Genomic DNA, 25,130 nt, shown 5'->3' with positions numbered 1-25,130 from the left:
AAGCTGAGGCAAACTACTACAACCGACTCGGAACCCCATCCGATAAGGCCGTCTTACTTTAACTAAACAGCCTCCGCGAAACCCGGGGCGGTTCACCAGAGAAAATCGCCTCGCTGCTGGAAGGCGTCCCTTTCAAAGACGGACTACCGGTGACCGACAGCACACCGGCTCAGCAACCGCTCGCCGCCTGATCACGCCACCCCTCGCAAACACCAGATTTGACAATAACTCTGTCCACTTTGATGTTCTGCGGTAAGTTTTGCCGGCCGGTATACCTCGATGGTCATGATCCGAAGGTCACGACCACGTTTGAGCATAGCCTAAGTTAAAGGAAAAATCGCGATGGCTGAGATAATCGAAATTGCACTGCAAGCATCCGTTGTAGGTATCGGCGCCACGGTGATCCTTGATCTATGGATTGCAGCCGGCTCGAGGTTTCTTGGCATTTCAGGCCCCAATTGGGCCATGGTAGGGCGTTGGGTGGGGCATATGCAATCGGGGCGCTTCACACATGAAAGTATTGGTGCGGCGTCTCCCATTCGCGGAGAGCTTGCGCTTGGGTGGATAGTGCATTATGCCACCGGGATTGCGTATGGCCTGATTCTCGTCGCGGTGTGGGGCGACGGGTGGTTGAGGCAACCCACCATGCTTCCACCCATGCTCTTGCTGTGGGCATTTTTGGTTGCGCCATATTTTGTGATGATGCCAGGCATGGGACAAGGCGTTCTGGCATCGAAGGCTTTGAAGCCTAACCTTGAACGTCTAAAAAGCGTGATTGGGCATTCCGTATTCGGTGTTGGAATGTACCTGATGGCACTCTTAACCAACGGCATCGTTGCATAGAATTGCGACAAGCGTGTTTGTCGCTGCTCCTTTGTGCGGCTGCGGTCCCATCATCTGGGCGTATTTCAGCAGTCAACCGACGGAAGCTAACTTCGAACGCGGTTGCTTGAACTGTGGAATGGGCATGGATCGTGCCGTTATGAGCCTCAGCGATGGATGTCGCTATCGCTAAACCCGAGACCCGCTCCTTCTCCGCTGCGTTGGCGTGAGGCGTCAGTTCGATAGAACCGCTCAAAAATCCGGTTTATGTGTTCGGCGGGAATCATTGGCCTCGAATTCTCGATGCGCACTGTTGCTGCTTTCGCCGCTAATTCGAGTGTGACGTCGACGCTATTTCCCGGTGGTGTATAACGAATCGCGTTAGACAATACGTTGCTCAACGCCCTGCGGATCATCAGCCTGTCCCCAAAGATACAAATCTGCTGGCCGGTGATCTCCAACGTAACATCGCGCTCTTCGGCCCAGGCACCAAGATAGTCAAAGAGAATGCGTATTTCGGCCTCGAGATCGATTTTGACAAGCTCAGGTTTGAGCAAGTTATTGTCAGCCTGGGCCAAGAACAGCATATCGCCGACCATTTTGGCCATGCGCTTGTGCTCTTCTAAGTTCGAGTACAGGATCTCCCGGTACTGTTCGACGCTGCGGGACTGGGAAAGTACGACTTCAGTTTGGGTTTTCAGGTTCGTGATGGGGTTCGAAGCTCATGCGCAATGTCGCCTGAAAAATCGGAGAGACGGCGAAAGACGTCCTCAAGCCGCTCAAGCATTCCGTTTAAGGACATCGCGAGCTCGACCAGCTCGGTAGGCACGGCGTGTGCTTCGAGTCGTATATGCAACTGATCAGACCTGATTTTTTGGATTTCGCAGCTGATACGCCGTATCGGCGCATGGCCTTGGTGTACGGCCAGCCATGTGGCCAAAATCGCAATGAGGCAGGCCGCAACCGTGATGATTCGAAGGTAGTCCCGAAAGCTCTCCAGATAATGCAGATGGAAATTGATACCCGTGGCGACTGCTATGGTTAAGATGCGCGGGGCAGGGAAACTGTTTCCGGTCCGTAGTACAGCTCCTCGAAATGTCACGCCATGGTCTTGCCATATGCCAACCGTGTCGATCAACGAGCGAGGGAGCACTTCGCCTTGCCGGCGTACCAAGAGCTCCAACAAGGCAAACTCTTTGTTCGTAAGATTAATACACACGTTTTGGCGCTGGGCTCGGCGGCGCGGAATATTGAGAACGAGATCGGCGATCTGTAACTGATTCTGGAAAGCAGCAGTGGCGCCCCGCCTTAATAACGTACGAACGCGCGCCAGGAGCTCTGAAAAAGCGAAGGGTTTTACTAAGTAATCGTCTGCGCCCAGCTCTAGCCCTTTGACCCTGTCTTCCACACTATCCCGGGCAGTCAGAAAAAGTAACGGCGTCCAGGGGATTTCGCATCGCGTAGCGCCTGCACGATACGCCAACCGTCCACGTCGGGCAGCATGACATCCAAGATAATCAAATCGTAAGAACCAGTCAGGGCCATATGATGCCCGTCTAAGCCCGTACGTACGAGGTCCACAACGAAGCCGGACTCAACTAGGGCCTGTTAACACAAACCGCGCAGGCCATCGACGACCAGCACGAAGCCCACATTGATCACTTGCAAGTTGGTCATGCTGACGTTGCCGCGCTGCAGGGGCAGGCAGTGTTCGATACGGCGAATTGCTCGGGCGTGATCTGCATGCCCAGCGGTGTCGCCGTATTGAGGCATGAATTCAATTAGTGTTAACACGCCCTAGCCGACGGACGCTCTGCCGCACATCCATGGGGGTTGGGCCGCAAGGCAATGGCTTCGGGCGCATCCTCATGGCGCTGGTAGTCGCCCATGATGACCCGGACGATCGCAGGCACGTTGGTGGGCGTGACTGCATCAATGGCTGCGCGATCACCCAGGTCAGGGTGCGGTTGGGTCAGCATGCGGTACAGGTCCCACGAATCCGCGTGCGGACACTGGTTCATGAGCACCTGGGCCAGCCTGTGCTTGAGCGGCACCAGTTGCCAGTCGGGGACCCGCTGCCCGCGATTGCCCAGGCTGATGGACAGGAGTTTGCCCGCTTTCAGCTCGCGGTTGATCTGGTCCTTGGACTTCCCGGCCAGCTTGCCGAAGAGCGGGACCGGCAGATTGTTCGGCGACTCGTAGATGGCCAGCATTTCCTCGCGCTCGCGCTGGATGGCGGATACTTCCGGCTCCGGGGCATGCACCGGAGCCGGCGGCACCTGCGACAGCCGCTGGAACGTGATTCCGCCGCTGTTGGGGGTCACGACGATGGGCGTGGCCACCACGGGCGGCACCCCGAGGACAGCGGGCTCGGCCGCCGTGGGGGCCGCAACTACCGCACCCAGCGCTTCCTCCACTTCAGCCATCGCCGGCACGCCGTCGATGCGGATGGTCAGGTGCGCGCTCGCGGCTTCCACTTCGCCCTGTTCGAGCAGATCGAGACGGTCGGCCCAGTCCTGCATCATGCGGCGCCGAGGCTCCACATACTTAGCGTGGTTGTAGGCCGAGCTGACCTTGTTCGGATCGGAGTGCGAAAGCTGCGCGTCCACCCAAATCTTCGGGTATCCGATCTCATTGAGCGCGGTCGAGATAGTGCCGCGGATGCCGTGGCCGGTCAGGCGTCCCTCATACCCCATGAGCTGCACGGCCTTGTTGAGGGTGTTCTCGCTGATGCGCTTCTTGAGTTCGCTGCGATGCGACAGCAGGTACTTCTGCGCCGGACGCATCACGCCCAGGAGATAGTGCACGATCTCGATGGCCTGCAGGGACAGAGGCACGATGTAGGGCGGCACGTCCTGCGGCCGCTTGCCGGCCTTGCGCATTTCGTCCTGGAGCTGCTTGACGACCTGCGGCGGGATGATCCACAAGCCGCGGTCGAGGTCGAATTGCTCGGGCTCGGCCAGCCGCAACTCGCCCGTGCGCACCCCCGTCAGGAACAGCAGCCGGACGCCAAGCTGCGTCTGCCAACCCCGGGGGTTGTAGAGCCGGAGCTTCTGAAGGAACTCGGGCAGCTCGGGAAGGTGCAGGTAGGGGTTGTGCGCCACCGGAGGCTTGGGTTCGGCCACCACGTCCAGGTCCGCTGCAGGGTTGACTTCCAGCCCCTCGGCAATGACCAGGGCATAGCGAAACATCTGATTGAACCAGGTGCGCACCTTCTCGGCGGTGGTGAACGCCTTGCGCTTCTCGATCGCCGCCACGACGCCCACGAGCTGGGGCCGGCGAATGTCGTAGATCGACATCTTCCCAAGGGTGGGCAGCACGTCCTTGTTGAAGATGCGCAGAATCTGCGACAGCGTGCTTTGACGGCCTTCCTTGAGTTCCTTGCGGCGATGCTCGACCCAGGCATCAAAGACGTTCTTGAAGGTGTATTCGCCCGCCAGCTTGGCCGCGTGCCGGCGCTGGTCGCGTTCGATTTGGGGGTCGATTCCCCTGGCGAGCAGGGCTTGGGCCTTGTCCCGCTCCGCGCGGGCCTCACGCAGGCTGAGGGCGGGATAGCCGCCGAGGGACAAGCGCTTCTGCTTGCCCAGCCAGTAGTAGCGGAAGATCCACGACTTGCCGCCTGCGGCAGAGACCATCAGGCCCAGGCAGTCGTTGTCGGAGAGGGTGTAGCGCTTGCCGGTGGTCCTTGCCTGCCGGACGGTCAGATCAGAGAGTGCCATTTCGAGGCTCCTAAGTTATGACTTAGGCCTAATGCTCGTCATGGTTCCCGCTCAGCCCCAGCAACTATCCGGTAGCCGACCCAACCGCATTCTTGTGCCTCAATTGGTCACTCAAAAACGGTAGCTGTGGGTGGATTTCCGTGGCGCTCGCTGGAATGAAAAAAGGGGCCGAAGCCCCTCTTTTCAACGACTTACAGACGTCAGTAGAAGTCTGTAGATCATAACTTGGAGCGGGAAAAGAGTCTCGAACTCTCGACCTCAACCTTGGCAAGGTTGCGCTCTACCAACTGAGCTATTCCCGCATCTTTCTGCACATCCGTCGAGCGATGCCCTCTCGACGGCTTCTGACTTGGAGCGGGAAAAGAGTCTCGAACTCTCGACCTCAACCTTGGCAAGGTTGCGCTCTACCAACTGAGCTATTCCCGCATCTTTTCTTCGCCACCGTAGAGCGATGCTTCTCTCTACGGCCTTCAACTGGAGCGGGAAAAGAGTCTCGAACTCTCGACCTCAACCTTGGCAAGGTTGCGCTCTACCAACTGAGCTATTCCCGCGAAGCCTCAGATTATAGGCCAAAAAATCACCTTCCGGCAAGTTTCGCCGAACTTTTCGATCTCAGTGCTTGGTCGAAACACCGCGCGCCGCGTCGGCCTCGGCCGCTGCCGGCACGTCCAGGGGCGCAGCCGCAGGCTCGTCGTCCGCGAGCGGCGTCGGCACGCGTTCCAGCGCCACCTGCAGCACCTGGTCGATCCACTTGACCGGCACGATCTCGAGGCCGTTCTTCACGTTCTCGGGGATCTCCTGCAGGTCCTTGGCGTTCTCTTCCGGGATCAACACCGTCTTGATGCCACCGCGCAGCGCGGCCAGCAGCTTTTCCTTCAGGCCACCGATGGCGGTCACCTCGCCGCGCAGCGTGATCTCGCCGGTCATGGCGACATCGCTGCGCACGGGGATGCCCGTCAACGCCGACACGAAGGCCGTGGTCATCGCCGCACCCGCGCTCGGGCCATCCTTGGGCGTTGCGCCATCGGGCACGTGGATGTGGATGTCGCGCTTCTCGAACGCTTCGTCCTTGATGCCAAGCATGCGCGAACGGCTGCGCACCACCGTGCGAGCGGCCTCGACCGACTCCTTCATCACATCGCCCAGCGAACCGGTGCGCGTGATCACGCCCTTGCCGGGCATGGTCGCGGCCTCGATGGTCAGCAGGTCGCCGCCAACCTCGGTCCAGGCCAGGCCGACCACCTGGCCCACCTGGTTCTGGTTCTCGGCGCGGCCATAGGTGTACTTGCGCACGCCCAGGAAGTCGTTGAGGTTGTCGGCGTTAACGACCACCTGTGGCGTCATCTTCTTGAGCTGCAGGCCCTTGACCACCTTGCGGCAGATCTTGGACAGCTCGCGCTCGAGCGAGCGCACGCCGGCTTCACGCGTGTAGTAGCGCACCACGTCGCGCACGGCATCCTCGGCGACCAGCAGTTCCTCGTCCTTCACGCCGTTGTTCTTCAGCTGCTTGGGCAGCAGGTACTTCAGCGCGATGTTGACCTTCTCGTCCTCGGTGTAGCCCGACAGGCGGATGACTTCCATGCGGTCCAGCAGGGCCGGCGGGATGTTCATCGAGTTGGAGGTGGCCACGAACATCACGTCGGACAGGTCGAAATCGACCTCGACGTAGTGGTCGCCGAAGGTGTGGTTCTGCTCCGGGTCGAGCACCTCGAGCAGCGCGCTCGACGGGTCGCCGCGGAAGTCCGTGCCCAGCTTGTCGATCTCGTCGAGCAGGAACAGCGGGTTGCGCGTGCCGACCTTGGACAGGCTTTGCAGCACCTTGCCTGGCAACGCGCCGATGTAGGTGCGGCGGTGGCCGCGGATCTCCGCCTCGTCGCGCATGCCGCCCAGCGCCATGCGCACGTACTTGCGGCCGGTGGCCTTGGCCACCGACTGGCCGAGCGAGGTCTTGCCCACGCCAGGCGGGCCGACCAGGCACAGGATGGGCGCCTTGACCTTGTCCACGCGCTGCTGCACCGCGAGGTACTCGAGGATGCGGTCCTTCACCTTGTCCAGGCCGTAGTGGTCCTCGTTGAGCACCTCCTCGGCATTGGCCAGGTCGTGCTTGATCTTCGTGCGCTTGCTCCAGGGCAGGTTGGTCAGCACGTCGATGTAGTTGCGCACCACGGTGGCCTCGGCCGACATGGGCGACATGAGCTTGAGCTTCTTGAGCTCGGCCTCGGCCTTCTTCAAGGCCTCCTTGGGCATCTTGGCGAGGCGGATCTTCTTCTCGATCTCCTCGATGTCGGCGCCCTCTTCGCCTTCGCCCAGTTCCTTCTGGATCGCCTTGACCTGCTCGTTCAGGTAGAAGTCGCGCTGGTTCTTCTCCATCTGCCGCTTCACGCGGCCACGGATCTTCTTGTCGACGTTGAGGATGTCGACCTCGCGCTCGAGCTGGCCGAACAGGTTCTCCAGGCGCTCGCGCACGTCGGACAGGTCGAGCACGACCTGCTTGTTGTCCAGCTTCAGAGGCAGGTGCGCGGCGATGGTGTCGGCCAGGCGCCCGGCATCGTCGATGCTGGAGATCGAGGTCAGGATCTCGGGCGGGATCTTCTTGTTGAGCTTGACGTACTGGTCGAACTGCTGCATCACCGCACGGCGCAGTGCCTCGACCTCGGTGTTCTTCTGCGACGCGTCGGCGATCTCGATCGGCGTGACGTTGGCGCTGAAGTGCGACTCGCCATCCTCGATGTGGTTCACGCGGGCACGCTGCTGGCCTTCGACCAGCACCTTCACGGTGCCGTCGGGCAGCTTCAGCATCTGCAGGATGGTGGAGACGCAGCCGACATCGAACATGTCGGTGACCAGAGGCTCGTCCTTGGCTGCGGCCTTCTGCGCCACCAGCATGATGCGGCGCTCGGCCTCCATCGCGGCTTCCAGCGCCTTGATGCTCTTGGGACGGCCCACGAACAGCGGGATCACCATGTGGGGGAACACCACCACATCGCGCAACGGCAGCAGCGGCAGATCCAGCGGCTCGGCTGGCAGGGGGGTTTGACCGGACATCAGAATCCTTTGTGTGACCCAGCGAATATGGTCGCGTGTGTCACATTTTCAACCCATGCCGCGCGCGGCACAGGAGAGATTGAAGAATGCCGGCGCCGCCCTTGCGGTCACCGGCAGCACGGTCAGGCTTTCTTGGCCGCTTCCCGGTAGACCAGCAGCGGCGCCTTGTTTTCTTCGATGGTGGACTCGTCGACGACCACCTTGTCGACATTGGTGGTGTTGGGCAACTCGAACATCGTGTCGATCAGCGAGAGCTCCAGGATGGAGCGCAGGCCACGGGCGCCGGTCTTGCGGGCCAGCGCCTTGCGCGCGATGGCCTTGAGCGCCGCAGGGCGAATCTCCAGGTCCACGTCTTCCATGGCCAGCAGCTTGGCGTACTGCTTGACGAGCGCGTTCTTGGGCTCGGTCAGGATCTGCACCAGCGCATCCTCGCTGAGCTCGGCCAGCGTGGCCACCACCGGCATGCGGCCCACCAGCTCGGGAATCAGGCCGAACTTGATCAGGTCTTCCGGCTCGACCTCGCGGAACACCTCGGTCAGTGCGCGCTCGGCCTTGCTCTTGACCGCGGCACCGAAGCCGATGCCCGAGGATTCCTGCCGGCTGCCGATGACCTTCTCCAGGCCCGCGAACGCGCCGCCGCAGATGAACAGGATGTTGGTCGTGTCGATCTGCAGGAAGTCCTGGTTCGGGTGCTTGCGCCCACCCTGCGGCGGCACGCTGGCCATCGTGCCTTCGATGAGCTTGAGCAGCGCCTGCTGCACGCCCTCGCCCGACACATCGCGCGTGATCGAAGGGTTGTCGGACTTGCGCGAGATCTTGTCGATCTCGTCGATGTAGACGATGCCGCGCTGCGCCCGCTCCACGTCGTAGTTGCAGCTCTGCAGCAGCTTGGCGACGATGTTCTCGACGTCCTCGCCGACATAGCCGGCCTCGGTCAACGTGGTGGCGTCGGCCATCACGAAGGGCACGTCCAGCATGCGCGCCAGCGTCTGCGCCAAGAGCGTCTTGCCCGAGCCGGTGGGGCCGATCAGGAGGATGTTGCTCTTGGAGAGCTCGACCTCGTCCTTCTTGGCCTTGTCCTTGTAGCGCAGGCGTTTGTAGTGGTTGTAGACCGCCACCGACAGCGTGCGCTTGGCGACTTCCTGGCCCACCACGTAGTTGTCCAGGTTGCTCTTGATCTCCAGCGGCGTCGGCAGGTCGCCTCGGCCCTCGCGCGCCTCGCCGGCGGCGGGCACCTCGTCACGGATGATCTCGTTGCACAGGTCGATGCACTCGTCGCAGATGAACACGGACGGTCCTGCGATGAGTTTCTTCACCTCGTGCTGGCTCTTCCCGCAGAACGAGCAGTACAGGGTCTTTTCGCTGGAGGAGCCTTTTTTCTCGGCCATGGAGGAATGCCTTTAAAGGACGTTGGGCAATGATAACCAACGCAAAAAACGGCGCCTTCCACCAAAAAGGCGCCGTTTTCCGCGCAGTCCGCGCGGCTGCCGCGGGGGCCGGATCAGGGCCGGCGTGAAATCACCTGGTCGACGATGCCGTATTCCTTGGCCTCGTTGGCTTCCAGGAAATAGTCGCGCTCGGTGTCGTTCTTGATCTTGTCCAGGGGCTGGCCCGTGCGCTCGGCCAGGATCTTGTTCATCTGGTCCTTGGTGCGCAGGATGTCCCGCGCATGGATCTCGATGTCCGTCGCCTGGCCGCGCGCGCCGCCCAGCACCTGGTGGATCATGATCTTGGAGTTGGGCAACGAGAAGCGCTTGCCCTTGGCACCGGCCGCCAGCAGGAAGGCGCCCATGCTGGCCGCGAAGCCCACGCACAGGGTGGACACATCCGGCTTGATGAACTGCATGGTGTCGTAGATGGCCATGCCGGCCGTCACGCTGCCACCGGGCGAGTTGATGTAGAACGAGATGTCCTTGTCGGGGTTCTCGCTCTCCAGGAACAGCAGCTGCGCCACCACCAGGTTGGCGGTCTGGTCGTTGACTTCGCCCACCAGGAAGATCACGCGCTCTTTCAGCAGGCGCGAGTAGATGTCGTAGGAACGCTCGCCGCGGCCCGACTGCTCGATGACCATGGGAACCATGCCCAGGTTCTGGGTCTCGAGCGAACTGTTGTGGATGGCCATGTTTTCTCCGGAATTAGGTTGGCAAGCGTCAGATGGGGGCCTTGCGCACGAAGGCAAGAGGCAAGGCCCGCCCGGGCATCAGCCCTGCTGCGCCATCAGCTCGTCGAAGCCGATCGCCTTCTCGGTGACCTTGGCCTGGGCCAGCACGTAGTCGGTCACGTTGTTCTCGATCACGGCGGCTTCCACGTCGGCCAGGCGTTGGCGGTCGCCGTAGTACCAGCGGACCACGTCTTCGGGCTTCTCGTAGCTGGCGGCCAGGTCGTCGATGTGGGCCTTGATCTGCTCGGGCTTGGCCAGCAGATCGTTCTTCTTGACGAGTTCGGCCACCACCAGGCCCAGGCGCACGCGGCGCTCGGCCTGGGGACGCACGATCTCCTCGGGGATCGGCGCGCTGTCGGCATCCTTGAGGCCGCGTTGCTTGAGGTCGGCACGCGTGCTCTCGATCATGCGGCCGACTTCGGCCTGCACGCTGGCGTTGGGCAGGTCCAGTTCGGCCTTGGTCAGCAGTGCATCCATCACGGCCTGCTTGTTGCGGGCCAGCAGGCGGAACTTGACTTCGCGCTCCAGGTTCTTGCGGATGTCGGCGCGCAGGCCGGCCACCGTGCCGTCGGCGATGCCCAGGGACTTGGCCAGCGCGTCGTCCACTTCCGGCATGTGGCTGGACTCGATCTTCTTGACCGTGACCAGGAAGTCGGCCTGCTTGCCGGCCACGTCCTTGCCATGGTAGTCGGCCGGGAAGGCCAGCGGGAAGGTGCGGCTCTCGCCGGACTTCATGCCGCGCACGGCGTCCTCGAACTCCTTGAGCATCTGGCCTTCGCCGACCACGTACTGGAAGTCCTCGGCCTTGCCGCCCTGGAAGGGCTCGCCGTCGATCTTGCCTTCGAAGTCGACCGTCACGCGGTCGCCGTCCGCGGCGGCGGCGTCCTGGGCGCGCTGGGCGAAGCTGCGGCGCTGCTTGCGCAGGATGTCCAGCGTCTTGTCGATGGCTTCGTCCGTCACCTCGGCCGACAGGCGCTCGATCTCGGCCGTGCCCAGATCGTTGATCACCACCTCGGGGAACACCTCGAAGACCGCGTCGAAGGCCAGCTGGCCTTCGGGCGCGCCTTCCTTCTCGCTGATGCGCGGCTGACCGGCCACGCGCAGCTGGGCTTCGTTGGCCGCGACCGAGAAGGCCTCGCCCACCTTGTCGTTCATGACTTCGTAGTGCACCGAGTAGCCATAGCGCTGCGCCACGACGTTCATCGGCACCTTGCCGGGACGGAAGCCGTCCATCTTCACGGTGCGGGCCAGCTTCTTGAGGCGGTTGTTGACCTCGTTCTGGATGACGTCCACCGGCAGCGACAGGGTGATCTTGCGCTCCAGCTTTTCGAGGTTTTCAACAGTAACGGCCATGGTGGTCTCGGGTAAAAGAAATAGGGTGTGGTGCGCGGGGGGGGACTCGAACCCCCACACCATTGCTGGCGTCAGGACCTAAACCTGGTGCGTCTACCAATTTCGCCACCCGCGCAGTCTCGGTCAACCGGACATTTTAGCCGGTCGCGCCGGCCGGCCCGCGCGGCCTGCCGGCACCGTTCAGACGCCGGGTGCCGGCGCCCGCGCGCGCTCCTCGTCCGTGGGCCTCTTCACGCGGAACCAGGCTGCATACATCGCAGGCAGCGACAGCAGCGTGAGCACCGTGGCGACGATCAGGCCGCCCATGATGGCCACCGCCATCGGGCCCCAGAACACCGAGCGCGACAGCGGGATCATGGCGAGCACGGCCGCCAGCGCGGTCAGCACGATGGGGCGCAAGCGGCGCACGGCGGATTCGACGATGGCATCCCAGGTCGGCACGCCGCGCGCGCGGTCCTGTTCGATCTGGTCGATCAGGATCACCGAGTTGCGCTGGATCATGCCCATCAGCGCGATGACGCCCAACAGCGCGACGAAGCCGAACGGCCGGTTCAGCAACAGAAGCGCGCCGGCCACGCCGGCAATGCCGAGGGGGCCGGTCAGGAACACCAGCATGGCGCGGCTGAAGCTCTGCAGCTGCAGCATCAGCAGCGTGAAGGTCAGGAACAGCATGATGGGCACGCCGGCGGCGATGGACGAGGAGCCGCGGCTGCTCTCCTCCACAGCGCCGGAGACCTGCACGGCGTAGCCGCCCGGGCCCTGCTGCTTCCACTTGGCCTCCAGCGCGCGCAGCTTGGGCAGCAGTTCCTCGGTCACGGTGGCGCCCTGCAGGCCTTCCACCACGTCGCCCTGGACCGTGATGGCGTAGTCGCGGTTCTCGCGCCACATCACGCCCGGCTCCCAGCTGAACACCGGGGTGGCGATCTGCGTGAGCGGGATCGAGCGGCCCGAGGCGGTCGGCACGTAGGCGTTGACGATGTTGGTGATCAGCGCGCGCTCGCTGGCCGGCTGGCGCAGCACGATGTCGATCAGCTTGTCGTACTCGCGGAACTGGCCCACCGTCGTGCCGGTCAGCGCGATGTTGGCGGTCTGCGCGATGGACTGGCTGGTCACCCCCAGCGCCCGGGCCTTGGTCTGGTCGATCTCCAGCCGCACGGTCTTGACCGATTCGTTCCAGTTGTCGTTGACGCCGCGCGTGTTCGGGCTCTCGCGCATCGCCGCCTTGACCTCGTCGGCGCGCAGGCGCAGCAGCTGCGGGTCGCCCCCGATCACGCGGAACTGCACCGGGTACGGCACCGGCGGCCCGTTCGGCAGCAGCTTGACGCGGCCGCGCACCTCGGGGAACTCCTCGGCCAACAGCTTGGGCAGGGCCACGCGCAGGCGCTCGCGCACCGGCACCGATTCGGTCAGCACGATGAACTGTGACACGTTGGTCTGCGGGAAGACCTGGTCCAGCGGCAGGTAGAAGCGCGGCACGCCCGAGCCGATCCACAGCGTGACCGAGCGCACGCCCTGCTCCTGCTGCAGCCGCTGCTCGACACGCTTGGCGACCGCCTCGTTCGCGGCGAACGACGACCCTTCGGGCAGCCACAGGTCCACCAGGATCTCGGGCCGGCTCGAGTCGGGGAAGAACTGCTGCTGCACCTTGCCCATGCCCACGATGCCCAGCGCGAACACGCCCACCGTGGCCAGGATGGTCAGCCAGCGGTGCGCCACGCACCAGTTCACCGACCTGCGGAATGCGTTGTAGAAGCCCGAATCGAACATCTCGTGCGGCTGGCCGTGCCCGGCGCCCTCACCATGGTGCGGCTGGGCCTTGAGCAGCAGCGTGCCCAGGTAGGGCACGAAGTAGACGGAGACGAACCAGCTCAGCACCAGCGCGATCACCGTCACCGCGAAGATCGCGAAGGTGTACTCGCCGGTGACCGACTTGGCGATGCCGATGGGCAGGAAGCCCACCGCCGTGATCAACGTGCCCGTCAGCATGGGCATGGCGGTGATCTCGTAGGCGAAGGTGGCGGCGCGTACCTTGTCGTAGCCCTCCTCCATCTTGCGCACCATCATCTCCACCGCAATGATGGCGTCGTCCACCAGCAGGCCCAGCGCGATGATCAGCGAGCCCAGCGAGATCTTGTGCAGGCCGATGCCCCAGTACCACATGGCCAGGAAGGTCACGGCCAGCACCAGCGGGATGGTGATGCCCACCACCAGGCCGGGCCGGATGTCGATGTAGTAGCGGCGCAGCAGGCCATGCTCGCCGGGCCGGCGGTGAAAGCCCAGCGCGATGAAGCTCACGGCCAGCACGATGACCACGGCCTCGATCAGCACCTTCACGAACTCGTTGACCGAGTTGGAGACGGCGCTGGGCTGGTCCTGCACCTGGGCCAGCTGCACGCCGGCCGGCAGGGCTTTCTCGATGTCGCCGAAGGCCGTCTTGAGCGCCTTGCCCAGGCGGATGATGTCGCCGCCCTTGGTCATGGACACGCCCAGCGCGATGACCTCGCGCCCGTCGTGGCGCACCTTCACGCCAGGCGGATCGACGTAGCCGCGCCGCACCTCGGCGATGTCGCCCAGGCGCAGCTGCGCGCCCGAAGGCCCGCGGATCGGCATGTCGCGCAGTTGCTCGACGGCGCTGAACTGGCCTGTCACGCGCACCTGCAGCACGTCCAGCGGCGTCTGGATGGCGCCGGCGCTGGCCACCGCGTTCTGCTGGCCCAGTTGGTCCAGCACCTGCGAGAAGTCTAGCCCCAGCTGCGCCAGCCGGCGCTGGGAGACCTCGATGTAGACCTTCTCGTCCTGCACGCCGAACAGCTCGACCTTGGCCACGTCGGGCACGCGAAGCAGCGTCTGGCGTGCATCGTCGGCAAAGGTCTTGAGCTCGGCGTAGCTGAAGCCGTCGGCCGACAGCGCATAGATCACGCCATAGACATCGCCGAAGTCGTCGTTGAAGAACGGCCCCTGCACGCTCTGCGGCAGCGTGTAGCGCATGTCGCCGATCTTCTTGCGCACCACGTACCAGAGGTTGGCCACGTCCTTGGGGGGCGAGTTGTCCTTCAGCTCGAAGATGATCTGCGACTCGCCCGGCTTGGAGTAGCTGCGGATGCGGAAGGCGTAGGGCACCTCCTGCAGCGTGCGCTCCAGCTTGTCGGTCACCTGCTCGGCCACCTGCTGCGCCGTGGCGCCGGGCCAGTAGGTGCGCATCACCATGGCACGGAAGGTGAACGGCGGGTCCTCGTCCTGCCCCAGCTGGAAGTAGGTGGCGAAGCCCAGCAGCATCAGCACCACCATCAGGTAGCGCGTCAACGCCGGGTGGTCGAGCGCCCAGCGCGAAAGATTGAAGCCAGCCTTGGGCTGGTCCATGGTGTTCGGTTCGCTCATCGTCGGCTCAGCGCGGTGAGGAGGCAGCGGCGGCGGCAGCAGCGGCAGGGGCGTTGGCCTTGTCGCCGCCCACGCGCGGCTGGTAGACCGTGACCTTCTGGCCCGGCGTCAGCACGTGCACGCCAGCGGCCACCACGCGCATGCCGGGCTGCACGCCGGCGCTGATCACGGCATCGTTGCCGTCCGCCGTGGCGATGGTCACGGGCTGGGCACGCACCGTCATGCTGGCCTCGTCGAGCACCAGCACCGAGGTCTGGCCGGTACCGGCGTCCTGGCGCAACGCACTGGTCGGCAGCTTGATGACGGGCACGCCGCCGCTGCCCAGTGCCTTGGGCGACACGGTGACCGTGGTGCCCAGTGGCGGCGGCGTCTTGGTGTCCAGCGCCACCTTGACCTGGAAGGTGCGCGTGGCCACATCGGCACTGGCCGCCACCTCGCGCACTTTGCCGGACAGCGTGTCGTCCGAATTCCACAGCCGGACCTCGACCGGCGAGCCCACCGCCATGGCCGCCACGCGGTCCTCCGGCACCGAGAACACCACGTCGCGCACGCCGCTCTGGGCCACCCGCACCACGGGGGTGCCCGCGGCCACCACCTGGCCGGGCTCGGCCTCGATGCCCGTCACCACGCCCGCCACGTCGGCCACCAGGCGCGCGTAGCCGGTCTGGTTGCCCTGGGCCGACAGCTGGGCCTTGGCCTGGTCCAGCTGGGCCTGCGCCGCCTGGTAGGCCGACTCGCGGCGCTCCAGCTCGGCGCCGCTGATGAAGTTCTGGCTGCGCAATTCCTTGTAGCGTTTCTGGTCGGCCAGGGCCAGGTCGCGGTTGGTCTGGGCGGCGGCCACCTGGGCGCGTGCCGCATCGGCGGCCAGGCGCAGGTCCTGGGCGTCGAGTTCGGCCAGCAACTGGCCCACGCGCACCGTCTGCCCCAGGTCCACGTTGCGCCGCACGATCTTGCCGGCCACCCGGAAACCCAGGCGGGACTCGATGCGCGGGCGCACCTCGCCTGCGAACTCCATGCCGAAGGTCGATGCCGCAGGCGCCACGGTCAGCAGCTTGACGGAACGGATCGGTTCGGGCTCGGCCGGCGGCTTGCTGCACCCCGCCAGCCCGGCCGCCACGGCCAGGACAGCCGCGCACGGCCAGGAAAAACGGCGCACGCGCCTCGGCAGGTTTGACATTGGGAAGCCCCGAACAAGCGCCCTGGAGGCCCGCACACCGCCGCTCCCCAGGCCCACTACTGACTGATGGGTTAGTAATCTAGGAGAATTGTTCGCGCATTGTCAACCAACTCACAGTTCGGATTGGCGCGGAAAACACAGCGAAAATCGCGCGCACATGCGTGCAAGGCCTCAAAGCGCGCCGGCTGTTGCGCCGGACGTTACACACTACGAAAACTTTCCCGTCGCGTCGTGGCTTTGTCCACCGGCGCTGCGCCCTGCCATCGCGGCCATCTACTGGTTCGCACGCACCGGTGACGACATCGCCGACGAGGGAAACGACGACGCTGCGCGCCGCTTGCAAAGCCTGGCGCTCTACCGCGCCGACCTCGCCGCGCTCTATGCAGGGCAGCCGCTGTCGGGCCGCTGGCCCGGCGTCTTCGCCCCGCTGGAACAGGCCCGGGTCCGGCACCAACTGCCCTTCGCGCCGCTGGACGACCTGCTGGACGCCTTCATGCAGGACGTCCGCAAGACAGATGAAGGCGCCGGCTACGCCGACCGCACAGAGTTGCTGGACTACTGCAGCCGCTCTGCCGCGCCGGTCGGCCGGCTGGTGCTGCACCTGTATGGCATCCACGACCGCGAGGCGTTGCGCCAGAGCGACGCCATCTGCAATGCGCTGCAGCTCATCAACTTCTGGCAAGACCTGAGCGAGGACCTGCCGCGCGGCCGCTACTACCTACCGCAAGACCGCTGCGCCGCCCACGGCACGACGCAGGCGGCCCCGGTGCGCGCGCTGGTGGCCGAGCAGGTGCAGTGGGCGCGCGCCCTCATGCTGGAAGGCGCCCCGCTGGTGCACCGCGTGCCAGGCCGCATGGGCTGGGAGCTGCGCTTCGTGGTGCAAGGTGGCCTGGCCATCCTGGACAAGATCGCCGCGCTGGACCACGCCAGCTGGCGCGAACGTCCCAGGCTCCACAAGACCGATGGCCCCCGCCTGCTCTGGCGTGCCTGGCGCATGCATGGATGAACAGCCAGTCCGTGGACAATCCCGCCCCATGACAACGACACCGGAACAGTACGTGCAGCAGAAGGCCGCGGCCTCGGGCAGCAGCTTCTACTACGCCTTCCTGTTTCTTCCCAAGCCGCGCCGGGCGGCCATCACCGCGTTCTACGCCTTCTGCCGCGAGGTCGACGACGTGGTCGACGAGGTCAGCGACCCCTCGGTCGCGCGCACCAAGCTGGCCTGGTGGCAAACCGAAGTCGCCAAGGCCTATGCCGGCGAACCCAGCCATCCCGTGATGCGGGCGCTGATGCCGCTCGCGCCGCAGTTCGGCATCGAGCAGCGCCACCTGCAAGCCGTCGTCGAGGGCTGCCAGATGGACCTGGAGCAGACGCGCTACCTGGACTTCCCGGGCCTCAAGCGCTATTGCCACCTCGTGGCCGGCATCGTCGGCGAGGTCTCGGCGCGCATCTTCGGCCAGAGCCAGGAGGCCACCACGGAGTACGCGCACACGCTGGGCCTGGCCTTCCAGCTGACCAACATCATCCGCGACGTGGGCGAGGACGCCATGCGCGGGCGCATCTACCTGCCCATCGACGAGCTGCAGCGCTTCGACGTCAAGGCCCACGAACTGCTGAACCGCGTGCACTCCGAGCGCTTCGTCGCGCTGATGCGCTTCCAGGCCGAGCGTGCCCACGGCCTGTACGACCAGGCGCTGGCGCTGCTGCCGGCCGCCGACTGGCGCGCGCAGAAGCCCGGGCTCATGATGGCCAGCATCTACCGCACGCTCTTGCGCGAGATCGAGCGCGACAACTTCGCCGTGCTGGACCAGCGCATCAGCCTCACGCCGCTGCGCAAGTTCTGGCTGGCGTGGAAGGTGCAGGCCCTGGGCCGGCTATGAGCCCCCTGGCTTCTAACGCCCTGCGGTCGTGCAACGCCACCCCACAAGGGGGAGGCACGGCCGGCTTGGGGCTGCCCGGCCCTCGGCCGTGAACCTCGCCATCGTCGGGGCCGGCTGGGCGGGGCTGGCCGCCGCCGTGGGTGCCACCGAGGCCGGCCACCAGGTCACCGTGCTGGAAGCCGCGCGCCATGCCGGCGGCCGCGCGCGCAGCGTCGTCCACGCGCATGCAGGCCGCAGCCTCACGCTGGACAACGGCCAGCACATCCTGATCGGCGCCTACACCGAGACGCTGGCCCTCATGCGCGCCGTGGGCGTGGACCCTGCGCAGGCCCTGCTGCGCCTGCCGCTGGACCTGCGCCTGCCCGACGGCGAGGGCATCGCCCTGCCCGACCGGGCCCCGCCCTGGGACGCGCTGGCCGGCATCCTGGGCGCGCGCGGCTGGGGCTGGCGCGACAAGGCGGCGCTGCTGGCGGCCACCACGCGCTGGCAGCTGGCCGGCTTTCGCTGTGCGCCACAGACCACGGTGGCCCAGCTCTGCGCCGGCCTGCCCGCACGCGTGCTGCAGGCCTTCGTCGAGCCGCTGTGCCTGTCGGCACTGAACACTGCGGCCAGCGAGGCCAGTGCGAGCGTGTTCCTGCGCGTGCTGCGCGACTCTCTGCTGGGCGGACGCGGCGGCTCCAACATGCTGATCCCGCGGCGGCCCCTGGGCGCGCTGTTCCCCGAGCCCGCCATCGCCTGGCTGCAGGCGCAGGGCCAGTCCGTGCAGATGGGCATGCGCGTGAACGCGCTGGCCCGCGACGGCGCGCAGTGGCGCGTCGATGGCCAGCCATTCGACCGCGTGCTGCTGGCCTGCCCGTCCTGGGAAGCCGCGCGGCTGGTGCGCACCGCCGGCTGCGCGGCAGACACCTGGCTGGCCCGGGCCGACGCGCTGCAGTTCGAGCCCATCACCACCGTCTATGCCACGAGCGCCACGCGCCTGCCGCGGCCCATGGCCGCGCTGAAGGGCACACCCGCGCAATTCGTGTTCGACCGCCGCCACCTGGGCGAGGACGGCCTGCTCGCCTTCGTCGTGAGCGTGAGCCGCGGCACGCGCGAGGAGCTGCAACAGCAGGTCATCGCCCAGGGCCGCGCAGAGCTGGGCCTGGCCGACCTGCAGCCGGTCGTCACCATCGTGGAGAAGCGGGCCACCTTCGCCTGCACACCGGCGCTGGAGCGGCCCGGCCTGCAGATCGCGCCAGGCCTTTCGGCCTGCGGCGAGTACGTGGCCGGCCCTTACCCCGGCACCATCGAGGGCGCGGTGCGCAGCGCGCGCGACGCCCTGGCCGGTCTCAGCTGAACAGGGCGCAGAGTTCGCGCAGGTCCGTCAGGCTCGCGTGGGGCTGTACCGACTGTGTCCACGGGTGCTCGCCGCGGTTGATCCAGGCCGTCTGCATGCCCACGGCATGCGCGCCCAGCACGTCGAGCAGCGCATCGTCGCCGACATGCAGCACCGCCTCGGCTGGCACGCCGGCGGCCTCTGCAGCGGCCAGGAAGATGCGCGCGTCCGGCTTGCCCACGCCGAAGCTCGCGGCGCTGAAGGCCGCGCGGAAATGCGGCATGAGGCCGATGCGGCCCAGGTCGGCATTGCCGTTGGAGACCGCCACGAGCGGAAAGCGGGCGGCCAGGAACTGGAGCGCCTCCAGCGCATCCTCGTAGAGCTCGACCTCATGGCGCATGGCGATGAACACATCGAAGGCCGTGGCGGCCAGCGCCTCGTCGTCGCCGGCCTGCGCCAGCGCGCGCCGGATCGACTCGCGCCGCAGGAAGGCCATGTCGTGGGCCAGGTGCTCGTGCTCCTGCACGACCTGCTCGCGCAGCAGGCGGCGCCGCTCGGCATCGCCCCAGAACCGGCCCGTGGCCGGTGCGTTGTCGGTGAACCAGGCGCCGAGTGCCTTCTCGGCCTTGGCGATGGTGGGCCAGATCGGCCAGAGGGTGTCGTCCAGATCGAGCGTGATGGCCCGGACTTTGTGGGTCTGCAGCATGGGTCGCCGAGAATAGCGCAATGCCCTTTCGCCCCGCGCCCGCCGCCACCGACGACCCCGGTCGCACCGCCGTCCTCTACTGCAATCTCGGCACGCCCGACGCCCCCACCGCCCCTGCCGTGCGGCGCTACCTGGCCGAGTTCCTGTCCGACCCGCGCGTGGTGGAGATCCCCAAGCTGGCCTGGTGGCCCATCCTGCACGGCATCATCCTGCGGGTGCGGCCCGCCAAGTCGGCGGCCAAGTACGCCAGCGTGTGGATGGCACAGGGCTCGGCGTTGAAGGTCTGGACCGAGGCGCAGGCGCTGGGCCTGCGCGCCAGCCTGGCCGAACGCGGCCACGGCGTGGACGCGCACTACGCCATGCGCTATGGCCAGCCCGCCATCGCCGCGCAGCTGGACACGCTGGCGGCCAGCGGCGTCAACCGCATCCTCGTGCTGCAGGCCTACCCGCAGTACTCGGCCACCACCACGGCCAGCGTGCTCGATGCCGTCGGCGCCTGGAGCCGGCGCCAGCGCCGCGTGCCCGAACTGCGCTTCGTCAACGACTACCACGACGACGCGGGCTACATCGCCGCGCTGGCCGACAGCGTGCAGCGCCATTGGGCGCAGCATGGCCGCGGCGAGCTGCTGCTGATGAGCTTCCACGGCATTCCCGCGCGCAACATCGCGCTGGGCGACCCGTACCAGGCGCAGTGCCAGGCCACGGCCCGGCTGCTCGCGCAGAAGCTGGGTCTGTCGGACCAGCAGTACCGCCTGACCTTCCAATCGCGCTTCGGCCGCGCCAAGTGGCTGGAGCCCTACACCGAGCCCACGCTGCGCGCGCTGGCGCAGCAGGGCACCAAGCGCATCGACGTGATGTGCCCCGGCTTCCCGGTCGACTGCCTGGAGACGCTGGAAGAGATCAACATGGAAGCCCGTGAGGCCTTCCTCGAATCCGGCGGCGAGGCCTTCGGCTACATCCCCTGCCTGAACGACAGCCCGCGCTGGGCCCAGGCCTTGGCCGACATCGCTGACCGCCACCTGAGCGGCTGGAATACCCGGACCGGCCAGGCGGATCAGCCAGCGGTCAGTTAGCACTTCTTACGCTCGCCGCACAGCCGCGCCCTCTGCGTGGCTGCGCCGGTGCGCGAGCGCGTGCCGGCCCGATCCACTTCGGGGCCGCGTGCCCCTTTGCCTCCATGAAAACCACCCGAGACATCCACGACCTGGCCGGCGGGCTGCTGATGACCGCCGCCGGCATCTTCTTCGCGCTGTATGGCCAGCGCTATACCTTCGGCGAAGCCGCTCGCATGGGGCCCGGCTACTTTCCCGTCGTGCTGGGCTGGACCCTGGCCGTGCTGGGCCTGCTGGTCGCCCTGCCCGCCTGGTGGCGGCGCGGCACCGGCATCGCCGTGCAGTGGAACAACCTGCTGTGGAGCATCGCCGCGCTGCTGGCCTTTGCCTTCGCGCTGCACCCGCTGGGCGTGGTGCTGGCCGCGTTCTTCGCGGCGTTGCTGTCGCTGGTGCCCTCGGCGATGGCGCTGCGCACCCGGCTCACGGTGTGCGCCGTGGTCGCGGTGCTGACGACGCTGATCTTCCCCATCGGCCTGCAGATGATCCTGCCGCTGTGGCCCTGGAGTTCATAAGACCATTCCGCTTGGTTGGCTCACTTCGTGTAGCCATCCCTTCCCCCTCCAGGGGCGCACCCAGCGGTCCGGCAAAGCCGGTCCCGCGGGTGCACTCGCACGGCCTGCTCCGCGGCCTTCTGAACCTCTGCCCGCAAGACGCCCTCGTGCACTGCGCATGACGCTCGGCGCAATGGACAACTGACATGGAACTTCTCTCCAACCTCTGGCTCGGCCTGCAAGTCGCCGCCGAGCCCATCACCCTGCTCTACTGCTTCGGCGGCGTGCTGCTGGGCACCGTGGTCGGCGTGCTGCCCGGCATCGGTGCACTGGCCGCCATCTCGCTGCTGCTGCCGCTCACCTACCACATGCCGCCGACGTCGGCCATCATCATGCTGGCCGGCGTGTACTACGGCGCGCAGTACGGCGGCTCCACCGCCTCCATCCTGCTGAACCTGCCCGGCACGCCGTCGTCGGCCGTGACCTGCCTGGACGGCTACCCGATGGCCAAGAAGGGCAAGGCCGGCCTGGCGCTGTTCGTGACCACCATTGCATCCCTCGCCGGCGCGATGTCGGGCCTGGTGCTGCTGGTGCTGTTCTCGCCGGCCATCGCCGAGGTCGGTCTCAAGTTCGGCCCGGCCGAGTTCTTCTCGATGATGGTGCTGGGCCTGGTTGCCGCCTCGTCGATGACTGCGGGCTCGGCCGCCAAGGGCTTGTCCATGGTGGTCTTCGGGCTGCTGCTGGGCATGGTGGGCACCGACGTCAACTCGGGCGTGGCGCGCTTCTCGTTCGACGTGCCGGAACTCATGGACGGCATCAACCTGATCGCACTCGCCATGGGCCTGTTCGGCGTGGCCGAGGTGGTGCGCTGCATCAACTCGGCCGACATGAACCGCAAGCCCGAGAAGGTGGCGCTCAAGTCCATGGTGCCGAGCCGGGAGGAATTCCGCGCGACGCTCAAGCCGATGGTGCGCGGCTCCGCGCTGGGCTCGGCCCTGGGCGCCCTGCCGGGCGTCGGCCCGTCCATCGCAGCCTTCATGGCCTATGCCATCGAGAAGAAGGTGGCCAAGGACCCGAGCCGCTTCGGCCAGGGTGCCATCGAAGGCATCACCGCGCCCGAGTCGGCCAACAACGCCGCCGCGCAGACGGCCTTCGTGCCTTCGCTGTCGCTGGGCATCCCGGGCGACGCGGTGATGGCCGTGATGCTGGGCGCGCTGATCATCCACGGCATCCAGCCCGGCCCCATGCTCATCACCGAGCAGCCGCAGCTGTTCTGGGGCCTGGTGGTCAGCTTCGCGATCGGCAACATCATGCTGGTGGTGCTGAACCTGCCCACCATCGGCCTGTGGGTCGCACTGCTGCGCATCCCCTTCGCCTGGATGTACCCGGCCATCCTGGTGTTCGTGGCGCTGGGCGTGTACAGCGTCAACAACAACACCTTCGACATCTTCTCGGTCGCCGCGCTGGGCATCATGGGCTACGCACTCATGGTGCTGCGCTTCGAGCCGGCGCCGCTGCTGCTGGGCTACATCCTGGGGCCGATGCTGGAGGAGAACCTGCGCCGCTCGCTGCTGCTCTCGCGCGGCGACCCCATGGTCTTCATCGAGCGGCCGATCAGCGCTGGCCTGCTGGCCGTCACGTTGTTGCTGCTGCTGTGGGCAGTCTGGTCCACCGTGCGCGCCACGCTGCGCTCCCGGCGCCAACTGGCACTGGCGCAGCAGGCATCGGCATGAACGCGGCATCTGCTAGCCTCGCCTTCCATGCGAATCCTGCTGGTTGAAGACGATGCCGTGCTGCGCGAGGTCATGACGCGCAGCCTGGAGCACGCGGGCCACCGCGTCGACCCGGCCGAGAGCGTGGAAGACGCCGCCCACCTGTGGCGCGTGCAGCCCTTCGACGCCGTGCTGCTCGACCTGAACCTGCCGCAGCACCCACGCCCCGGCAGCACCATGGGCTCGGGCCTGGCGGTGCTGCGCGAGGCGCGTGCGCGTGGCGACCGCACACCCGTGCTGGTGCTCACGGCGCGCAACCGCACCGAGGAGCGCATCGCCGGCCTGGACGCCGGTGCCGACGACTACCTGGGCAAGCCCTTCGACCTGGCCGAGGTCGAGGCCCGGCTGCGCGCGCTGGTGCGCCGCGCCATCGGCACCGACGACCTGGCCGCGCTCGGCCGGCTGCAGCTGGACCGGCGCGCGCGCCGCTTCAGCGTGGCCGGCGAGCCGCTGGACCTGCCCGCGCGCGAGTTCGAGGTGCTCTGGGAACTCATGAGCCCACCCGGCCATGCGGTGAACAAGCGCACGCTGTCGGACAAGCTCTCGGGCTTCGACGACGCGCTGGGCGACAACGCGCTGGAGGCCTTCATCTCCCGCCTGCGCAAGAAGCTCGTGGGCAGCGGCGCGGCCATCCGCACACTGCGCGGCATCGGCTACCTGCTGGAGCCCGAGGCTTGAGCATGCCGGCCGCGGTTGCGCCCTCGCTGCGCATCCGCATGCTGCAGCACGTGATGCTGCCGCTGGTGCTGATCTGGCTGATCGGCACCATCGCCACGCTGGGCGTGGCCAGCTACTTCACCGAGCAGGCCTTCGACCGCGCCCTGCTCGACGACGCCTACTCCATCGCCTCGCAGGTCGGCCCCGCGCCGGACGGCCAGGTGGTGCTGCAGCTCACCAGCAGCGAGCTCACGGCCGCGCTGTTCGACCAGGCCGAGGCCGTGTACTTCAGCGTGCTGCGGCCCGATGGCACGCGCCTGGCCGGCGAGCCCCTGCCCCCCATGCCGCTGCCCGGCACGGCCGAAGGCCATGTCTACGGCAACATCCTCTATCGGGACCAGCCGGTGCGCGCCGTGGTGCTGCGCCACAGCGTGGACGGGGCCGACTACCACGTGGTCATGGCCCACACCACGCGCATCCGCGGCGCACTGGTGCAGCGCCTGCTGGTGTTCGGCGCGCTGCCGCTGCTGCTGTTGCTGGGCTTGCTGGCGGTCTGGCTGTGGCGCGGCATCCAGCGCGACCTGGCGCCGCTGAGCCAGCTGCAGGCCGCCCTCGCACACCGCGACGCCAACGACCTCTCGCCCGTGCCGCTGGCGCCGTCCACGCAGGAGATCGACGAGGTCGGCCAGGCCGTCAACGCCTTGTTCGAACGCCTGGGCCGCAACGTGCGCGCACAGCGCGAGTTCGCCGGCAACGTGGCGCACGAGCTGCGCACGCCGCTGGCCGGCATCCGCGCGCTGGCCGACTACGGCCTGGCCCATCCCGGCACGGCGGTTTCGCGCCAACAGCTGCAGCAGATCGCCACCAGCGCCGGGCGCGCCGGCCGGCTCGTGAACCAGCTGCTGGACCTGGCCATGGCCGACGAAGGCGAACTCGCGCTCAAGCGCGAACGCCTGGCCCTGGGCCCGCTGGTCGGCCAGACCATCGTGCGCCACCTGGACAAGGCCGACGCGCGCGGCGTCGACCTGGGCGCACGCGGCCTGGACGATGCCGACGACGCGGCCTTCACCGTCTGGGCCGATGCGGCGCTGGTCGAAGGCATCCTGGACAACCTGGTCGACAACGCATTGCGCTACGGCGGCCGCACGCTGACCATCGCGCTGCAGGACACGCCGGCGCGCGACGCCTGCGTGCTGGCCGTCGTGGACGACGGCCCCGGGATACCGGCCTCGGCACGCCAGGCCCTGATGCAGCGCTGGGCCCAGGGCCGGGACGGCGAGAAGCTGGGCCAGGGCGCGGGATTGGGCCTGTCCATCGTGGCGCGCTATGCACAGCTGCTGGGCTCCGAGCTGCGGCTGGACAGCGGCGAGGACGGCCGTGGCCTGCATGCCAGCGTGACACTGCCGCGCGCCTGAAGGCAGGGGCCCGGCGCGGCGCACTCCGGCCGCATGTAGGACCCCGCGTGACGGCCGGTTACAAGCGGCCGCCGAATGGGCTGCACGGCGCAGGGCGAGCGGCCCGCATGCACCTACATTCGGCCGC

General features: G+C 66.6%; 18 protein-coding genes, 4 tRNA genes and 3 pseudogenes. 9 read left to right on the top strand and 16 right to left on the bottom strand.

Annotated elements, in window-relative coordinates; genetic code table 11:
* Positions 1–342: 342 nt before the first annotated feature.
* Positions 343–843, top strand: coding sequence for a DUF2938 family protein (locus DES41_RS34695; protein ID WP_114472194.1), 501 nt, complete (start codon positions 343–345; stop codon positions 841–843).
* Positions 844–989: 146 nt separating this feature from the next.
* Here the strand turns inward: DES41_RS34695 and DES41_RS38630 are convergent, their stop codons facing one another.
* The 15 genes and pseudogenes from DES41_RS38630 to DES41_RS34630 form a co-directional block, all read right to left on the bottom strand.
* A complete protein-coding gene (locus DES41_RS38630; protein ID WP_169884165.1) occupies positions 990–1,430 on the bottom strand; it encodes an ATP-binding protein in 441 nt (146 codons plus the stop codon).
* A gap of 89 nt (positions 1,431–1,519) precedes the next feature.
* Positions 1,520–1,681: pseudogene (locus DES41_RS39960) on the bottom strand (two-component sensor histidine kinase); the annotation flags it as partial.
* A gap of 177 nt (positions 1,682–1,858) precedes the next feature.
* A pseudogene (locus tag DES41_RS38625) lies at positions 1,859–2,430 on the bottom strand (response regulator); the annotation flags it as partial.
* A gap of 12 nt (positions 2,431–2,442) precedes the next feature.
* Positions 2,443–2,567 (bottom strand): annotated as a pseudogene (locus DES41_RS34685) (IS5-like element ISCARN85 family transposase); the annotation flags it as partial.
* Between the two features lie 42 nt (positions 2,568–2,609).
* Entirely contained in the window at positions 2,610–4,541 is a 1,932-nt protein-coding gene (locus DES41_RS34680) for a tyrosine-type recombinase/integrase (RefSeq protein WP_421666870.1), read from the bottom strand.
* A 226-nt stretch (positions 4,542–4,767) separates the two neighbouring features.
* Positions 4,768–4,843, bottom strand: a tRNA-Gly gene (locus DES41_RS34675).
* Positions 4,844–4,891: 48 nt separating this feature from the next.
* Positions 4,892–4,967, bottom strand: a tRNA-Gly gene (locus tag DES41_RS34670).
* A 49-nt stretch (positions 4,968–5,016) separates the two neighbouring features.
* A tRNA-Gly gene (locus DES41_RS34665) sits at positions 5,017–5,092 on the bottom strand.
* A 61-nt stretch (positions 5,093–5,153) separates the two neighbouring features.
* On the bottom strand, positions 5,154–7,586 hold the full coding sequence (gene lon / locus DES41_RS34660) for an endopeptidase La (RefSeq protein ID WP_114472193.1): 2,433 nt from the start codon (positions 7,584–7,586) through the stop codon (positions 5,154–5,156).
* A 122-nt stretch (positions 7,587–7,708) separates the two neighbouring features.
* Positions 7,709–8,974, bottom strand: a complete 1,266-nt coding sequence (clpX, locus tag DES41_RS34655) for an ATP-dependent Clp protease ATP-binding subunit ClpX (RefSeq protein ID WP_114472192.1) — start codon at positions 8,972–8,974, stop codon at positions 7,709–7,711.
* Between the two features lie 113 nt (positions 8,975–9,087).
* A complete protein-coding gene (clpP, locus tag DES41_RS34650; RefSeq protein ID WP_114472191.1) occupies positions 9,088–9,708 on the bottom strand; it encodes an ATP-dependent Clp endopeptidase proteolytic subunit ClpP in 621 nt (206 codons plus the stop codon).
* A 78-nt stretch (positions 9,709–9,786) separates the two neighbouring features.
* Complete coding sequence (gene tig / locus DES41_RS34645) at positions 9,787–11,100, bottom strand: trigger factor (RefSeq protein ID WP_114472190.1); 1,314 nt, start codon at positions 11,098–11,100, stop codon at positions 9,787–9,789.
* A 28-nt stretch (positions 11,101–11,128) separates the two neighbouring features.
* Positions 11,129–11,215: transfer RNA gene (locus DES41_RS34640), tRNA-Leu, on the bottom strand.
* Positions 11,216–11,280: 65 nt separating this feature from the next.
* A complete protein-coding gene (locus DES41_RS34635) occupies positions 11,281–14,478 on the bottom strand; it encodes an efflux RND transporter permease subunit (RefSeq protein ID WP_245966018.1) in 3,198 nt (1,065 codons plus the stop codon).
* Between the two features lie 7 nt (positions 14,479–14,485).
* Positions 14,486–15,655 carry an efflux RND transporter periplasmic adaptor subunit gene (locus DES41_RS34630; protein WP_114472189.1) on the bottom strand — a complete coding sequence of 390 codons (1,170 nt, stop codon included), beginning with the start codon at positions 15,653–15,655 and terminating at the stop codon, positions 14,486–14,488.
* 157 nt (positions 15,656–15,812) lie between these two features.
* On the opposite strand from DES41_RS34630, the gene hpnC reads away from it, so the two are divergent.
* From hpnC to hpnE, 3 genes are all read left to right on the top strand, one after another.
* Positions 15,813–16,661, top strand: coding sequence for a squalene synthase HpnC (gene hpnC / locus DES41_RS34625; protein WP_114472188.1), 849 nt, complete (start codon positions 15,813–15,815; stop codon positions 16,659–16,661).
* Positions 16,662–16,689: 28 nt separating this feature from the next.
* Positions 16,690–17,535 carry a presqualene diphosphate synthase HpnD gene (gene hpnD, locus DES41_RS34620; RefSeq protein WP_114472187.1) on the top strand — a complete coding sequence of 282 codons (846 nt, stop codon included), beginning with the start codon at positions 16,690–16,692 and terminating at the stop codon, positions 17,533–17,535.
* Between the two features lie 88 nt (positions 17,536–17,623).
* Complete coding sequence (hpnE, locus tag DES41_RS34615) at positions 17,624–18,871, top strand: hydroxysqualene dehydroxylase HpnE (RefSeq protein WP_114472186.1); 1,248 nt, start codon at positions 17,624–17,626, stop codon at positions 18,869–18,871.
* Here hpnE and DES41_RS34610 read toward each other — a convergent pair.
* Positions 18,864–19,556: an HAD family hydrolase gene (locus DES41_RS34610; protein WP_114472185.1), complete on the bottom strand. Its 693-nt coding sequence runs from the start codon at positions 19,554–19,556 to the stop codon at positions 18,864–18,866. The genes hpnE and DES41_RS34610 overlap by 8 nt on opposite strands.
* Before the next feature lie 20 nt (positions 19,557–19,576).
* On the opposite strand from DES41_RS34610, the gene hemH reads away from it, so the two are divergent.
* The 5 genes from hemH to DES41_RS34585 all read left to right on the top strand — a co-directional run bounded on the left by hemH (position 19,577) and on the right by DES41_RS34585 (position 25,003).
* The gene (gene hemH, locus DES41_RS34605) at positions 19,577–20,629 is read left to right on the top strand and encodes a ferrochelatase (RefSeq protein ID WP_114472184.1); all 1,053 of its coding nucleotides are present in this window, start codon (positions 19,577–19,579) and stop codon (positions 20,627–20,629) included.
* Positions 20,630–20,733: 104 nt separating this feature from the next.
* Complete coding sequence (locus tag DES41_RS34600) at positions 20,734–21,180, top strand: tripartite tricarboxylate transporter TctB family protein (RefSeq protein ID WP_114472182.1); 447 nt, start codon at positions 20,734–20,736, stop codon at positions 21,178–21,180.
* Positions 21,181–21,365: 185 nt separating this feature from the next.
* The gene (locus DES41_RS34595) at positions 21,366–22,892 is read left to right on the top strand and encodes a tripartite tricarboxylate transporter permease (RefSeq protein WP_114472181.1); all 1,527 of its coding nucleotides are present in this window, start codon (positions 21,366–21,368) and stop codon (positions 22,890–22,892) included.
* Between the two features lie 27 nt (positions 22,893–22,919).
* Positions 22,920–23,609: a response regulator transcription factor gene (locus tag DES41_RS34590; RefSeq protein WP_114472179.1), complete on the top strand. Its 690-nt coding sequence runs from the start codon at positions 22,920–22,922 to the stop codon at positions 23,607–23,609.
* A 2-nt stretch (positions 23,610–23,611) separates the two neighbouring features.
* The gene (locus DES41_RS34585) at positions 23,612–25,003 is read left to right on the top strand and encodes a sensor histidine kinase (protein ID WP_114472178.1); all 1,392 of its coding nucleotides are present in this window, start codon (positions 23,612–23,614) and stop codon (positions 25,001–25,003) included.
* Positions 25,004–25,130: the final 127 nt, after the last annotated feature.

The organism is Pseudorhodoferax soli, assembly GCF_003337555.1.
GTDB lineage: Bacteria > Pseudomonadota > Gammaproteobacteria > Burkholderiales > Burkholderiaceae_C > Pseudorhodoferax > Pseudorhodoferax soli.
The sequence above is the reverse complement of the archived record's forward strand: the minus strand, read 5'-3'. Positions and strand labels throughout refer to the sequence as shown.

Coding starts and splice junctions, on each gene's coding strand:
- DES41_RS34695 (WP_114472194.1), top strand. CDS start 343: ATGGCTGAGATAATCGAAATTGCACTGCAAGCATCCGTTGTAGGTATC.
- DES41_RS38630 (WP_169884165.1), bottom strand. CDS start 1,430: ATGGCCAAAATGGTCGGCGATATGCTGTTCTTGGCCCAGGCTGACAAT.
- DES41_RS34680 (WP_421666870.1), bottom strand. CDS start 4,541: ATGGCACTCTCTGATCTGACCGTCCGGCAGGCAAGGACCACCGGCAAG.
- lon (WP_114472193.1), bottom strand. CDS start 7,586: ATGTCCGGTCAAACCCCCCTGCCAGCCGAGCCGCTGGATCTGCCGCTG.
- clpX (WP_114472192.1), bottom strand. CDS start 8,974: ATGGCCGAGAAAAAAGGCTCCTCCAGCGAAAAGACCCTGTACTGCTCG.
- clpP (WP_114472191.1), bottom strand. CDS start 9,708: ATGGCCATCCACAACAGTTCGCTCGAGACCCAGAACCTGGGCATGGTT.
- tig (WP_114472190.1), bottom strand. CDS start 11,100: ATGGCCGTTACTGTTGAAAACCTCGAAAAGCTGGAGCGCAAGATCACC.
- DES41_RS34635 (WP_245966018.1), bottom strand. CDS start 14,478: ATGAGCGAACCGAACACCATGGACCAGCCCAAGGCTGGCTTCAATCTT.
- DES41_RS34630 (WP_114472189.1), bottom strand. CDS start 15,655: ATGTCAAACCTGCCGAGGCGCGTGCGCCGTTTTTCCTGGCCGTGCGCG.
- hpnC (WP_114472188.1), top strand. CDS start 15,813: ATGCGTGCAAGGCCTCAAAGCGCGCCGGCTGTTGCGCCGGACGTTACA.
- hpnD (WP_114472187.1), top strand. CDS start 16,690: ATGACAACGACACCGGAACAGTACGTGCAGCAGAAGGCCGCGGCCTCG.
- DES41_RS34610 (WP_114472185.1), bottom strand. CDS start 19,556: ATGCTGCAGACCCACAAAGTCCGGGCCATCACGCTCGATCTGGACGAC.
- hemH (WP_114472184.1), top strand. CDS start 19,577: ATGCCCTTTCGCCCCGCGCCCGCCGCCACCGACGACCCCGGTCGCACC.
- DES41_RS34600 (WP_114472182.1), top strand. CDS start 20,734: ATGAAAACCACCCGAGACATCCACGACCTGGCCGGCGGGCTGCTGATG.
- DES41_RS34595 (WP_114472181.1), top strand. CDS start 21,366: ATGGAACTTCTCTCCAACCTCTGGCTCGGCCTGCAAGTCGCCGCCGAG.
- DES41_RS34590 (WP_114472179.1), top strand. CDS start 22,920: ATGCGAATCCTGCTGGTTGAAGACGATGCCGTGCTGCGCGAGGTCATG.
- DES41_RS34585 (WP_114472178.1), top strand. CDS start 23,612: ATGCCGGCCGCGGTTGCGCCCTCGCTGCGCATCCGCATGCTGCAGCAC.